Source organism: Bacillus cereus (assembly GCF_007678085.1).
Classification (GTDB): Bacteria; Bacillota; Bacilli; order Bacillales; family Bacillaceae_G; genus Bacillus_A; species Bacillus_A cereus_BE.
The window spans coordinates 302,547-316,990 of sequence record NZ_VEDW01000002.1 but is presented as its reverse complement, the minus strand read 5'-3'; the positions used below and the strand labels follow the sequence as shown (position 1 = coordinate 316,990).

The following is a 14,444-nucleotide window of genomic DNA, read 5'->3' as shown; positions in this document are numbered from 1 at the left end:
TCGTTATTGTTTCCACCTTGGTTTTCGTTTTCTAACGGTTTAATGCTACCTTTATCAAATGCAAATTGAATGTCGTAGAAATGATGATAATTCATTGAATCGATATCTACTTTTACTTTTGCATTTAACTTTTTAGATAAATCGTCTACTTCTACTTCCACTACGCGTGTATCAGCTTTTTTATCTTCACTTAATACACTTGCATTAACGAACGAACCATTTTTCTCAAATTCAAACTTTGTAATCCATGCACTATTCGTTAATGTGAATGATACATATTTTTTACCATCTTTCACCTTTAACACACCTGGACTCTTCGTATACGTGTTCATCATTGAAATTTCTTCTGATTGATCTTTTAACGCTTTAAAATTAATGCTGTATTCGCCGTCTTTAATTGTTTCAACATTCGGCTTCTCTACTTCTGGCTTTTTATCACCATCTGGTTGCTTTTCTTCGTTCTTAATTAGCTCAAGTTTATCTTGATTAAATTGAAGTTGTAATTCATGCGTTTGTTTATAATTTTGTGATGCCACTTCAATAAATACTTTTGCATTCAACTTTTTAGATAAACTGTCTACTTCAAATTCTACTACTCTTGTATTTTTCTCTTTATTTTCACTTACTACTTTCGCATCAACAAATGAACCATCTTTTTCTGTTTGGAAATTTTTAATTGATGCGTTATCTGTTAATGTTACAGTCGCCTTTTTCTTACCGTTTTCTACTTTTAATAATGCTGGACTTATTAGCTTGTCTTTCATTCTAGATTCTTCATCTGTCTTATCTTTTAACACTTTAAATGGAATGCTATACTCTCCATCTTTAATTGTTTCAACTTCCGGTTTTTCTACTTCCGGTTGTTTCTCTTCATTTTTAATTGGCTCAAGTTTATCTTGATTAAATTGAAGTTGTACCTCATGTGTTTGCTTATAGTTTCTTGATGCCATTTCGATAAATACTTTTGTATTTAACTTCTTAGATAAATCATCTACTTCAAATTCTACTATTCTTGTATCTTTTTCTTTATCTTCACTCACTACTTTTGCATCAGCAAATGCGCCATCTTTTTCCGTTTGGAAATTTTTAATTAATGAACTACTTGTTAGTGTTACAATTGCTTTTTTCTTACCGTTTTCTACTTTTAATACTCCTGGATTTACCATGTAAGTATTCATCTTAGATTCTTCATCTGTTTGATTTTTTAACACTTTAAATGGAATACTGTACTCTCCATCTTTAATTGTGTTAGAATTTGGTTGTTGATCTGGGTCAGGCTTTTGGTCGGGCTTCTGACTTGGATCCGGTTTTTCATTTGGATCTGGCTTATTTGCTGGATCCTCTTTTTCATTTGGTTTTTCTACATGAATCGGTGTAATACTATTTTGATCAAATGCAATACGCACATCATAGTCATGATGATAATTTAAGAAGTCTATGTCTACTTTTACTTTCGCATTTAATACTTTCTCTACATCGTCCACTTCAAATTCTACTACTCTTGTATCTTTTTCTTTATCTTCACTAATTACATTTGTCGCAACAAACTGGCCATTTTTTTCTGTTTCAAACTTTGTAATCCATGAACTATGTTCTAACGTAAAGGATACCTTCTTCTTCCCATCCTTCACTTTTAAGGTTCCTGGACTTACAGAGTATTGATTCATCATGGATTCTTCATCTGATGTGTCCTTAAGAACTTTGAAACCAATTGAATATTCACCGTCAGCTAGTTGACTTGCTGCTTGAACTGCAAGAGGTTGTAATGTTGATACGAATGTAAATATCATTAAACACATCGCAACAACAATTTTAAGATATCTATTCAATGGAATAACGCTCCTTTATTTAGTTTTGACGTACTTTACGAATTAAGAAAACACCTGAAATAAGAATTAACGCTGCAAATAATCCGATGCGTGCTTCATCGCCTGTTTTTGGGTTATCTGTTTTTTCAGCTTTACCACTTTCATTTGTTCCCTTACTCGCCTCTTTATTTGCTTCTTTACTCTCTTCTTTACTCTCTTCTTTCTTCACTTCTTCTTTTACTTTCGTATCTGTTTTTGTTTGATCATTATTCTTTGTTACAGTAGTTGCTTTATTTTCTCCACCTACCGCTTTTACATTTGCATCAAATGCAAAGCGAATTGTGTAGTTATGGTCATAATTTACGTTTGGTACAACAACATGAATTTTTGCAGCTGCTGGTTTAGATAAGTCGTCTATTTTAAACTCTACAGTTCTTTTATCTGCTGATTCATCTTTACTAACAACTTTTGCATCAACAAAATTCCCATTCTCAGGTGCTTTAAATTCTGTAATCCAAGCACTATGATTCATCGGAATTTGTACTCTCATTTCACCATTTTTTACAACTAACTTAGCTGGTTTTTCAAAATAATCATTTGCCATTGAAGCTGAATCATTTTCCGCTTTTTGAATGACATAGTTAATATCATACGTACCGTCAGCTAGTTGCGCTGAAACTTTCCCATATGGCATGACAAGAAAAGCTAGCATACATACGAACGTTATAATAAAAGCGGGTAATACAGAAATCTTTCTCATTTGGCTTACTTCCTCCTCGTTTATCCTTCATCCATAATTTTTGAAAATGATAATTATTCTCAATTTATAAGAAAAAAAATAATAATCCTCTATCACTATTTAATTGTAATTTATTTATGTAATATAGATATTATTGATTATCATTCTCACTACATGTTAAAAATAATATCCCTCTCTATTCCTTATAAAGAGCGATTCATATTTTCACATAAGTCCCTATCCCTTTTGTTGATTATCATTCTCAATGAATCCCAAAAAAAATAACACTCACCATTCTCGTACTCTATCACCTCTATCTACAAAATGATATCGTTATAGAAAACCTTATACCTTTCACTCCTCACTTTCCTTCCAATATTTCCACAACTAAGTCAATCTTAGCCTAATGCTAATTTTTTTGTCAACTATATTACGTATAAAATTTTTAATATCTAAATTTCCCTATATGCAATTTTTCCTACAAAAAAAGAGGCTTTCTTTCATAGAAAGCCTCTTTTCACTATTTTTCTACAGCAACTTCTTGCTTTTGAAACAAAGAAATGATATATCCAATTACAATACCTACTAGAGCAGGAACTAACCAACCAATCCCTACACTATATAACGGAACTTTATTTAAAATAGGTGCTAATGCCGCAATTTGAAGATTTGCATTGTGCAATCCATCAAAGAAGCTGATCATGAATGCTCCTACAATACCACCTACATACATTACTAAAGGAAGACGGATATAGTTTTCAACAAGTGATAATACAATCAGCACGATACCAATTGGGTAAATTGCAATTAAAATCGGTAATGCTAATGCATTTAACTGAGTTAACCCAAGATTCGCTACCATAAATGCTAATACACAAAAAATGAAAACGACTTTTTGATAAGAAAGCTTTGGTAATAAGGAAGAAAAATATTCCCCACAAGCTGCAACAATACCTACAGAAGTTGTTAAACATGCTGCTGTAATTGCGATTCCTAGTAATAGAGTTCCGTAACTACCAAATAAATGATTTACAACGTTTGTTAAAATAATTCCTCCGTTTGCTCCCATTCCAAGAGACACACTAGAAGCTCCCAGATAAGCAAGTGCTAAATAAACAAGAAGTAATCCGAGCGCTGCAATAAACCCTGCAAAGATTGTTACTTTTGCAATGCTGTTCTTATTAGTAACACCTTTTGCTTTTAACGCATGAATAACAACATTTCCGAAAACAAGTGCTGCAAGTCCATCTAAAGTTAAATATCCATCAATAAAACCTTTAAAGAGCGGAGCACTATATGCTTCTGTCGGTGCACCAAATTCTCCAATTGGTGTAATAAGTGCTTTCACTACAATAATTGCAATAACAGCTAACAAAATCGGAGTTAATACTTTACCGATGCGGCCCACTAATTTCGATGGGTTTAAAGCTAAATAGAAAGTTACGGCAAAGAAAATGAATGTAAAGATAACAAGTGGATACGATTGACCAGCTATCTCACTTGGTAAAAACGGTGCAACACTCATTTCATAAGCAACAGTTCCTGTACGTGGAACACTTACGAATACGCCTAAACATAAATAAATTGCAGTAATAAAAACTAATGCGAATATAGGGTGCACACGCCCTGCTAGCTCATTAATATCTCCCTTTAGAGCGATAACGATAACTCCTAATAAAGGCAACCCAACACCTGTTACGATAAAACCAAACAATGCGATCCATACGTCTGTTCCAGCACCTTGCCCTAACGCTGGTGGAAAAATCATATTACCTGCACCGAAAAATAGTGCAAATAACATTAAACTTATTGCAAACATCTCAGAAAACTTTAAAGATGATTTCATTTCTACTAACCTCCTAAATGATTTATTAACAAAATATTCTGAATCAAAATCCGTCATATGTCCTCTTTCAAGCATACTTCCCCGTAAAAGAACGCAAAAAACACCCGTCCCTAACAAAGGGACGAGTGTTGAAATCGTGGTTCCACCCTTATTCTAATAAAATGAATTTATAACAAAATAAGCTCATTTTATAGCTCGTGTAAATTGATAACGGTTTTATCCGCCAAGAATTACAATGCATCATGCAGTTCACTCTTGAAGTTTAGAGGTGGTAAGTTTGTCTTTCCGTATTAGGAAGCTCACAGCCTAGGCTTCCCTCTCTGAGAATCGTCAAAAACAACTCATGTCCTCATCATTACTTTTATAAAATATCTTGTCGAAACTTGTTGTTTTTTATTATATGGGCTATTTTTTAAAAAATCAATAGTTTTATTTTTTCTGACAAAAAAATATAGGGAGAAAATTTTTCCTCCCTATAACTGTCCTATTAATATTTCTAATTCTTCCGCTGTAATATCCCGCCACTTTCCAGATTCCAGTCCATTTAGCTCTATATTCATAATACGAACTCGCTTTAACTTTGTTACAGTAAACCCGAAAGCACGGCTCATTCTACGAATTTGTCTGTTCATTCCTTGCGTTAAAACGATGCGAAATGTAGACTGATCCACTCTCTTCACTTTACATGGCTTCGTCATTCCATCTTTAATCTTTACACCTCTGGACATCTCATCAATAAACCAATCTGTAAACGGCTTATCGACAGTGACAACATATTCTTTCTCATGCTCGTGATCTCCGTGTAAAATTTGATTCGCAATCCCACCATCATTCGTTAATAAAATAAGTCCTTCCGATGCTTTATCTAATCGTCCAACAGGAAAAATTCGCTCTGGATAATTGATATAATCAATAATATTATCTTCAATATGATCGGCTGCTGTACAAGTAATACCAACTGGTTTATGAAAGGCAATATACACCTTTTCTTTCTCTTCTTTTGCAATAACCTGTCCATCAATCGTTACAACATCACCATCATTAACAAGTGCACCATGCGTACATATTTCACCGTTAATAGCCACGCGTCCTGCTTTAATGGTGCGGTCTGTTTCACGTCTTGAGCAGGATTTTGCTTCACTTATGTATTGGTTGATTTTCATAGCTTATTCCTTTTCGTATATATTAAAAGCGTCAATCTATGGCAATATCAGTATGCCACGATTGACGCTCGTTCACTTCGCAAAAACAACTAAATAAATTACCCCAATCACCAAAAATATTCCACAACAAGCTAACAATACTTTTGCAAGTTTGTCCATAAACATATAATGGTTTCCCCTTTGTTTCGTTGTTTTCTATTTTAATTCGACAACTGTTACGCCTAAGCCTCCCTCGCCCATGTCACCGTAACGGTAGTTCTTCACACCGCGATGCTTCTTCAAGTAATCTTGTACACCTTGGCGAAGTGCTCCTGTTCCTTTACCGTGAATGATTGATACGCGAGGATAGCTTGCAAGCTGGGCATCGTCTAAATATTTCTCGACGCGCGCCATTGCATTTTCAAATCGTTCACCACGAAGGTCAAGTTCTAATGAAACGTGATAGTCTCTACCTTTTACTGTTGCAACTGCTTTTTTCTCTGTTTGTTTCGGTGTGTTAATGTATTCCATGTTAGACTCTTTTACTTTCATCTTCAGAATACCGATTTGTACGCTCCACTCTGTATCGCTTACTTTTTCAAGTAATTGACCTTTTTGACCGAATGTTAATACTTTTACTTCATCACCTGCGCGTAGTTGTTGTTTCGGTGCAGTGTTTTTCACGTTTACTTTTTGTTTCTTCACAAGCTCCGGCGCCGCACCTTCTAGACGACTCTTCGCTTCAATTAGCTCGTGATCTTTCACATTTGCAAGCTGTGCTTTACGCAATTGGCGAAGTTCTTGAATAATGCCTTCTGCTTCTTTCTTTGCAGCTTCGACTTTTTCTTCCCCTTCTTTTTGCACTTTTAATAATTTTTCATCGCGCTCATCATTAAATTCAATAATTTGACGCTGTAATTCGCGATGCAGTTTTTCAGATTGCTTGCGAAGCGCTTCTGCTTCGTTCCAGTCACGCTCTGCGTTCTTTTGACTTTCTTCTAACTTCGCAATCATATTTTCAATTTTGTTTGTATCTGTACTAATGTGGTTACGAGCTTGATCAATCACGCGATCAGATAATCCAAGGCGTTTCGAAATTTCAAAGGCATTACTACGTCCTGGTACACCGATTAATAATTTATACGTTGGACTTAATGTATTTACATCAAACTCAACGCTCGCATTAATAACTTGCTCACGGTTATATCCGTATGCTTTTAATTCTGGGTAATGCGTCGTAGCAACAACGCGAGCACCGCGATTACATACTTCATCTAAAATCGAAATTGCTAGTGCAGCACCTTCTTGCGGGTCTGTTCCAGCACCTAATTCATCGAATAAAACTAAGCTTTCAAAATCAGCTTTTTCTAAAATATCAACAATGTTCACCATATGTGAGGAGAACGTACTTAAACTTTGTTCAATCGATTGCTCATCACCAATATCAGCAAAGATATTTTTAAATACACAAATCTCTGACTCATCCATTACTGGAATGTGAAGGCCAGATTGCGCCATTAACACACAAATACCGACTGTTTTCAGCGTAACTGTTTTACCACCTGTATTCGGTCCCGTAATAACAATTGTCGTGAAATCTTTACCTAACATAATGTTATTTGGCACAATAATTTCTGGATCGATTAGCGGATGACGAGCTTGTCTTAAATCCATATAACGCTCGTTATTTACGATCGGCTTTGTCGCTTTAATTCGCTTCGCATAAAAAGCTTTCGCAAAGATGAAATCAAGATTCGCAACTACTTCTACGTTAGATAAAACGATATCCGCTTCTACTGCCACTTCTTCTGTTAACATCAATAAGATGCGTTCGATTTCTTGTTTTTCTTTCACTCGTGCTTCTTGAAGCGCGTTATTTAACTCTACAATGACTTGTGGTTCAATAAATAACGTTTGCCCAGAAGCTGATTGATCGTGAACAATACCGCCATATACGCCGCGGTATTCTTGTTTTACTGGGATTACGTAACGTTCGTTACGAATCGTTACAATCGCGTCAGACAGCATCTTTTGCGCATTGGAAGAACGCGTCATGTTTTCTAACTTTTCACGAATACGGCTTTCCGCAGTACGAATTTGAGTACGAATACCACGTAGTTTATCACTTGCGCTATCGACTACTTCACCGCCATCACCGATGCAATTTGTAATTTTCTTTTCTAAATCATATAAAGATACAATTTGGGCGACATGAGTTTCTAAAATTGGCAGCTCGACACCATTATCAACCATATCTTCAATGAAACGTTTCATATTGCGACTACCATACATCGTATTGGCAATATCAAGTAGTTCATTTGGGCTTAACATACTTCCAATCTTTGCACGCTTCACATTTGAGCGAATATCCGTAATACCACCTAATGGTGCATTACCTTTCAAACGAATGACTTTCGCTGCTTCATCCGTAGTATCTTGCATTTCTACGATTTCTTCAAAATCAGTGCTCGGCACTAAATGCTTCACTTTGTCACGGCCAAGTGAAGAAGCTGTATGTTCAAGTAATTGTTCTTTTACTTTATTGTATTCTAATACACGCAACGTTCTTTCTAACATGTTGCAGGTCCCCCTTGTGTTACTTATTACGTTTAATATAGTCTAATAAACGTTCAATATCCCACGTGTTAATCACGTTATCTTTTTGAATCCAACCTTTACGTGCTGCTGCTACACCTGTTTCCATATCCTCTAACATTTCAAGCGTATGAGCATCCGTATTAATCGCTACTTTTACACCAGCATCTTGTGCTTGTTTTAATAATTTCGCGCTTAAATCTAGACGGTTTGGATTCGCATTTAATTCTAAAACTGTATTTGTTTCTTTTGCGAGTTCGATTAATAAATCTGTATCCACATCATAGCCTGCGCGTCGTCCAAGAAGACGTCCTGTCGGATGCGCAATCATTGTGACATGCTTATTCTCTAGCGCAGTGCGAAGACGTTTCATAATCGTTTCACGGTCTTGCGAGAAGCTAGAGTGAATCGCTCCAATAACATAATCTAATTCTGCTAATACTTCATCATCAAAATCAAGTGTTGCATCCGGTAAAATATCCATTTCAATTCCGCGTAAAATTGTAATGTCAGGATACTTTTCGTTCATGCGTTCAATTTCTTTCGCTTGTTCACGAAGACGCTCTTTCGTTAAACCGTTCGCTACTTTTAAGTATTGAGAGTGGTCGGTAATTGCCATAAATTTATAACCACGAGCACGACATGCCTGTACCATTTCCTCAATTGAAAAAGCACCGTCACTCCACGTTGTATGCATATGTAAATCACCTTGTATATCAGAGAACTGAATTAAGTTTGGATACTCTTTAATTAATTCAATTTCTTTTCCATCTTCACGCACTTCTGGCGGGATAAATGGAAGACCGAAATGAGCAAAGAATTCCTCTTCTGTTTCAAATGTCTTCACTTCGCCTGTTTCTAAGTTTTCTACACCGTACTCACTAATTTTCTCGCCTCTATCTTTTGCAATTTGGCGCATTTTTACGTTATGGTCTTTTGATCCTGTGAAATGGTGAAGAGTTGTAATAAATTCTTCAGGTTTTACTAAACGGAAATCAATTGAAATATCATATTCATATTGAAGACGCACAGAAACTTTCGTATCTCCACTTGCGATTACCTCAATCATATTATCAAATTGCAGTAAATGCTCACGTACTGCCGCTGGTTCTGTCGTTGCAATGATAAAGTCTAAATCTTTCACCGTTTCACGAACGCGGCGCAAACTACCAGCGCGAGAGAAACGAATTACTTCAGCAATATTCGACAATTTCCCCTCTATTTCCCCGGCAATAGGCAATACCATTGCGATTGGTAAACGCTCTGGACGAGATCCTACTTGATCGATTGCTTCTAATATTTTCTCTTCTGTCTTCTTACCGAAACCTGCTAAAGCTTGTACTTTATTTTCCTCACAAACCGCTTTTAGCGATTCCATATCAACAACACCAAGTTCTTTATATAACTTAGCTACCTTTTTACCACCAAGGCCTGGCAATTTTAATAACGGCAATAAGCTACTTGGCACTTCTTGTTCAAGCTCTTGTAATACTTCAGATGTTCCCGATTCTATATATTCTTGAATAACTGCTGCTGTTCCTTTTCCAATGCCCGGAATCTTAGTAAAATCTTCAATCTCAGAAAGACTACGATCATCACTTTCTAGTGCTGCTGCCGCTTTACGAAATGCAGATATTTTAAATGGATTCGCGCCCTTTAGTTCCATAAACAGGCCGATTGTCTCTAATAATTTAATAACTTGTTTTTTATTTACTTTCATCATTACCCCGCCTTTCTTTCATAGAAAAAAACTCCTCTTTCCGAAAAAAGAGAAGTTATACTCTGCTACCTGTCTGCCATAGTTCCTTCACCTTTTCAGAGAGAATCGGTGTATCGTCTACAATTATTTTGCTAATTGATGATTTTTGTAATGGTGTTTGTATTTGCTCAATCGGAAGGATGTTTCCAACGATAATTAAAACAAACAAAATAATATATACTTCTAAAAATCCGAGGATTGCCCCCGCAAACGCATTGACTTGCTTTAAAACCGGTATTTCTGCAAACATATTTAACAAATTACCAAGTAATGAAAGTGCAATTTTTGTAATAATAAACAATATGATAAACGCAAGCGCTTGATAAAATACTGTCTCAATATTATTTGCATCAATCCATTCTGGAACAGATACGTTTTTATCAAATGGATACGGAATAAATTTCGCAAGTGCTGGCGCTAAATCTTTACAGTACCAGTATGCAACAAGGTATGCGATAATAAAGCTTGTTAACTTTACAAGTTGCAAGATAAACCCTCTGCGTAAGCCGAGGAAAAATCCCATAACAAGCAGTAAAATGATAATAATATCAATCATGTTATTCCATTCCTTTTTTTGTCATACTTTCTTTCAATTTCTCATGTTCTTCTTTTAATTTTATGTAATCGTGTATGACGTTTACCGCCGTCAATACCGCTAATCTACTCGTGTCAAGCGAAGGATTCTTGGCATTGAGTTCGCGCATTTTATCATCCACAATCGCTGCTACCATGCGGATATGACTTGTACTTTCATCGCCAACAACTGAATATTGTTGACCATAGATTTCTACATTAATTCGACTTTTCTTTCCCTTTTGTTGTGACAACTCACCGGCCTCCAATCACGTACAGAATCCTAAAGTTTATCATACCATGAACCATCATATTATGGAAACAGAAAGAACAATCCGATATGATAAAAATAACAATATAAAAAAAGGAGCGACCATCTTGTCAAATTCTATCGTAATACAAACAAGTTCTACAGTAATTGAAGACATGAAACAACAATATAAACAATCGCTTAGCCCGAAAATTCCACAAGGCGGGATCTTCATGGCAAAGGTTCCATCTTGCACAATTACAGCTTATAAATCTGGAAAAGTAATGTTCCAAGGTGGACGTGCTGAAGCAGAGGCTTCTCGTTGGCAAACTGTCTCTCAAACACCGAAAACAACTGTAAAAAAATCTGTCGATTCACACCGTTATGCACCGCCTGCTTCCATCGGTACAATGTCTATCGTAGGGTCAGATGAAGTTGGTACTGGTGATTTCTTTGGACCGATGACAGTAGTTGCTGTATATGTGGACGCTAAGCAAATCCCACTTTTAAAAGAACTTGGTGTAAAAGACTCTAAAAACTTAAATGACGATCAAATTTCTGCCATTGCGAAACAACTTCTACACGTTGTTCCTTACAGCTCTCTTGTCCTTCATAACGAAAAATATAATGAGCTATTTGATAAAGGAAACAACCAAGGTAAGTTAAAAGCTTTACTACATAATAAAGCTATTACAAACTTATTAGCAAAGATCGCACCTACAAAACCTGAAGGCGTCTTAATCGATCAATTCACACAACCTGATACATACTACAAATATTTAGCAAAACAAAAACAGATACAGCGTGAAAATGTTTACTTCGCAACGAAAGGTGAAAGCGTTCATTTAGCAGTAGCCGCTGCTTCTATTTTAGCTCGTTACTCATTCGTAAAACAGTTTGAAGAGCTAAGCAAAAAAGCTGGTATGCCACTTCCAAAAGGTGCTGGTAAACAAGTTGATATCGCCGCTGCTAAATTAATTCAAAAGCTTGGTAAAGAACGATTACCTGAGTTTGTGAAAATGCATTTCGCTAATAGGGAGAAGGCATTTCGCTTACTAAAATAGTATCGACAAAAACAGGAGCCTACAAACTCCTGTTTTTTGTTTCACTCTACTATTAACCTTATATTTTTGTTACAATTAAAATATACAGATTATTCTAACATAGGAGGAGATTCCCATTGCTACTTCTACAAATGATTCTAAATATTTTACTAGGCGATCCACACGAAAGACAGTTTGAAATTAGAGAAAACATTCAGCTACTAAGTGAACAACGAGCGTTCAACGATTTAATAGAGCGTTATGGCCGATCTTTCTTATTAAACTTTTGGATTCGAAGATTTATCGGGAAACACGATGCCCGCTTGTTAATACATAATCCAGCAAAACTACAACACTTCTGTGAGGAACTTGAATGTATGATTAGAAGAAAAAGATTGTTCACATAGGGAGGGAATTCATATGAACGCTTTAAAGGTTAAAAAATTATTATATGTTTTCGTACACCTCGTGGGCCCACTTTCTTTCCTCACTATTTCTACCATTTGGGGAGTTTTTTTCACTACTAAATCCACATTCGAAAATATATCTGATAATCTTGGTGTGATGGCCATCTACTACGTGCTCATGAGCTTACTATGGTTTTTCTATTTAGATCGATTAGATAAAGATGTAGATAACATTACAAAAGAGATTAATGATAATAAGATGTAATGCATAAAAAAAGAGAGCCGCCAAGACTCTCTTTTTTTATGTTAGCTTCGTTTCTGCTTCTTATTTGATGAAGATACTTTATGAGACCCTGTTTCATGTGTCGTCGTTCCTTGTCCTTCTACTTCTGGAGAACCAAGGCTTGACCTTGAATGATCTTTTTTCACCTTTTTACTCATTTATATTCACCCCTTCGCGTTACTTTTTGCTATCGGGTAATAAACTATGCAAACAAAAAAGCGAGAGGAAATCCTCTCGCTTTTTTCATATTTTAGAATTCAGAAGAACCTGGAGTTCTTGGGAATGGAATTACGTCACGGATGTTAGCCATGCCTGTGATGTACATTAGGAAGCGCTCGAAACCTAGACCGAACCCAGCGTGTTTTGTACCGCCGTATTTTCTAAGTTCTAAGTACCACCAGTAGTCCTCTTCGTTCATGCCTAGTTCTTTAATTCTATCTACTAAAACGTCCATTCTTTCTTCACGTTGACTTCCGCCGATTAATTCGCCGATGCCAGGAACTAGAAGGTCAGTAGCAGCTACTGTTTTTCCATCTTCATTCATACGCATATAGAACGCTTTAATGTCTTTTGGATAGTCTGTTACGAATACAGGACGTTTGAAGATTTCTTCTGATAAGTATCTTTCGTGCTCTGTTTGTAAGTCAATACCCCATTCTACTGGGTATTTGAAGTCAGCACCTGACTCTTGAAGCACTTTAATTGCTTCTGTATATGTGATACGACCGAAGTCCGAGTTGATTACGTTGTTCATGCGCTCTAGAACTGTTTTATCAACGAAGCTGTTGAAGAATTCCATTTCTTCTGGTGCATGCTCTAGTACGTATTTCATTGCATATTTCAGCATATCTTCTGTAAGATCCATTACATCGCCTAATTCAGCGAATGCAATCTCAGGCTCAACCATCCAGAACTCAGCAGCGTGGCGAGTTGTGTTTGAGTTTTCTGCACGGAATGTAGGTCCGAATGTGTATACGTCACGGAATGCTAATGCATAAGCTTCAGCGTTCAGCTGTCCACTTACTGTTAAGTTTGTTTCTTTGCCGAAGAAGTCTTTTGATTCATCAACTTGTCCGTCTTCGCCTTTTGGTACGTTATTTAAATCTTGCGTTGTTACGCGGAACATTTCGCCTGCACCTTCTGTATCACTACCAGTGATGATTGGTGTGTGAACATGTACGAATCCACGCTCTTGGAAGAACTGGTGAATCGCAAATGCTGCAACAGAACGTACACGGAACGTTGCAGAGAATGCATTCGTTCTTGGACGTAAGTGAGCGATTGTACGTAAGTATTCAAACGTGTGACGTTTCTTTTGAAGTGGGTAATCAGAATCTGATAAGCCCTCGATATCAATTTTTTCTGCTTTAATTTCAAATGGTTGCTTCGCTCCAGGTGTTGCAATTACCTTACCTTCTACTTTAACTGAAGAGCTAAGTGGAAGTTTTGCAATTTCTTTGAAGTTTTCTAACTCTGTATCGAAAACGATTTGAACGCTTTTGAAGAAGCTACCGTCGTTTAATTCGATGAAACCAAATGCTTTTGAATCACGTAAGTTACGAATCCACCCTGATACTTGTACTGTTTGACCTGCGTATTTATCTGTATCTCTATACAGACTTTTTACTAATGTGTTTTCCATAGTGAAATTCTCCTTTGCTGATATATTTAAATACAAAAAAACCTTTCATCCATAAAGGGACGAAAGGTTAAACTTCGCGGTACCACCCAATTTGTCATAAAGACCAACTTTAACTCGTATGTAATACATACTTCCCGGTTTGTAACAGGCCGGATTCCCGTCTAAGTCTACTCTTGAATACAAGATTCAATTTCGGTTAGCAACTCCAAGGTGTTCTTCACATATACCGCCTCATCAGGCTCTCACCGTCCCTGACTCGCTTTGGATTATAGTATATACTACTTTTCCTTATCATCGTCTTTCATTTTGTTAAACTAAAATTAATGTACTACATTCGAGAGAAAGATGCAAGATGCC

13 protein-coding genes and 2 other annotated features are annotated in these 14,444 nt (G+C 36.3%); of the genes, 3 read left to right on the top strand and 10 right to left on the bottom strand.

Annotated elements, in window-relative coordinates; genetic code table 11:
• From FS742_RS10785 to zapA, 8 genes are all read right to left on the bottom strand, one after another.
• The coding region (locus FS742_RS10785; RefSeq protein WP_395940394.1) for an NEAT domain-containing protein at window positions 1-1,829 on the bottom strand (1,829 nt) is incomplete at its 3' end.
• Between the two features lie 19 nt (window positions 1,830-1,848).
• Window positions 1,849-2,568, bottom strand: a complete 720-nt coding sequence (gene isdC / locus FS742_RS10780) for a heme uptake protein IsdC (protein WP_144612303.1) — start codon at window positions 2,566-2,568, stop codon at window positions 1,849-1,851.
• A 499-nt stretch (window positions 2,569-3,067) separates the two neighbouring features.
• On the bottom strand, window positions 3,068-4,393 hold the full coding sequence (gene brnQ6, locus FS742_RS10775; RefSeq protein ID WP_144612302.1) for a branched-chain amino acid transport system II carrier protein BrnQ6: 1,326 nt from the start codon (window positions 4,391-4,393) through the stop codon (window positions 3,068-3,070).
• A 114-nt stretch (window positions 4,394-4,507) separates the two neighbouring features.
• Window positions 4,508-4,758, bottom strand: a binding site (T-box leader).
• A gap of 108 nt (window positions 4,759-4,866) precedes the next feature.
• The gene (locus FS742_RS10770; RefSeq protein ID WP_144612301.1) at window positions 4,867-5,556 is read right to left on the bottom strand and encodes a 23S rRNA pseudouridine(2604) synthase RluF; all 690 of its coding nucleotides are present in this window, start codon (window positions 5,554-5,556) and stop codon (window positions 4,867-4,869) included.
• Window positions 5,557-5,751: 195 nt separating this feature from the next.
• Entirely contained in the window at window positions 5,752-8,112 is a 2,361-nt protein-coding gene (locus FS742_RS10765) for an endonuclease MutS2 (protein WP_144612300.1), read from the bottom strand.
• Between the two features lie 19 nt (window positions 8,113-8,131).
• Window positions 8,132-9,850: a DNA polymerase/3'-5' exonuclease PolX gene (gene polX, locus FS742_RS10760; protein ID WP_144612299.1), complete on the bottom strand. Its 1,719-nt coding sequence runs from the start codon at window positions 9,848-9,850 to the stop codon at window positions 8,132-8,134.
• 55 nt (window positions 9,851-9,905) lie between these two features.
• Window positions 9,906-10,445, bottom strand: a complete 540-nt coding sequence (locus FS742_RS10755) for a CvpA family protein (RefSeq protein WP_000565411.1) — start codon at window positions 10,443-10,445, stop codon at window positions 9,906-9,908.
• A gap of 1 nt (window position 10,446) precedes the next feature.
• Window positions 10,447-10,716, bottom strand: coding sequence for a cell division protein ZapA (zapA, locus tag FS742_RS10750; RefSeq protein WP_000082701.1), 270 nt, complete (start codon window positions 10,714-10,716; stop codon window positions 10,447-10,449).
• A 124-nt stretch (window positions 10,717-10,840) separates the two neighbouring features.
• On the opposite strand from zapA, the gene rnhC reads away from it, so the two are divergent.
• The 3 genes from rnhC to FS742_RS10735 all read left to right on the top strand — a co-directional run bounded on the left by rnhC (window position 10,841) and on the right by FS742_RS10735 (window position 12,427).
• Entirely contained in the window at window positions 10,841-11,776 is a 936-nt protein-coding gene (gene rnhC / locus FS742_RS10745) for a ribonuclease HIII (RefSeq protein ID WP_144612298.1), read from the top strand.
• A gap of 116 nt (window positions 11,777-11,892) precedes the next feature.
• The gene (locus FS742_RS10740; protein ID WP_144612297.1) at window positions 11,893-12,162 is read left to right on the top strand and encodes a hypothetical protein; all 270 of its coding nucleotides are present in this window, start codon (window positions 11,893-11,895) and stop codon (window positions 12,160-12,162) included.
• Window positions 12,163-12,175: 13 nt separating this feature from the next.
• A complete protein-coding gene (locus FS742_RS10735; RefSeq protein ID WP_000992800.1) occupies window positions 12,176-12,427 on the top strand; it encodes a hypothetical protein in 252 nt (83 codons plus the stop codon).
• 41 nt (window positions 12,428-12,468) lie between these two features.
• Here FS742_RS10735 and FS742_RS10730 read toward each other — a convergent pair whose 3' ends face one another.
• Together FS742_RS10730 and asnS are read right to left on the bottom strand one after the other, a co-directional pair.
• Window positions 12,469-12,603 carry a YuzL family protein gene (locus FS742_RS10730; RefSeq protein WP_000039594.1) on the bottom strand — a complete coding sequence of 45 codons (135 nt, stop codon included), beginning with the start codon at window positions 12,601-12,603 and terminating at the stop codon, window positions 12,469-12,471.
• 92 nt (window positions 12,604-12,695) lie between these two features.
• Entirely contained in the window at window positions 12,696-14,087 is a 1,392-nt protein-coding gene (asnS, locus tag FS742_RS10725) for an asparagine--tRNA ligase (protein ID WP_000432171.1), read from the bottom strand.
• Between the two features lie 52 nt (window positions 14,088-14,139).
• Window positions 14,140-14,391: a binding site (T-box leader), on the bottom strand.
• Window positions 14,392-14,444 lie beyond the last annotated feature (53 nt).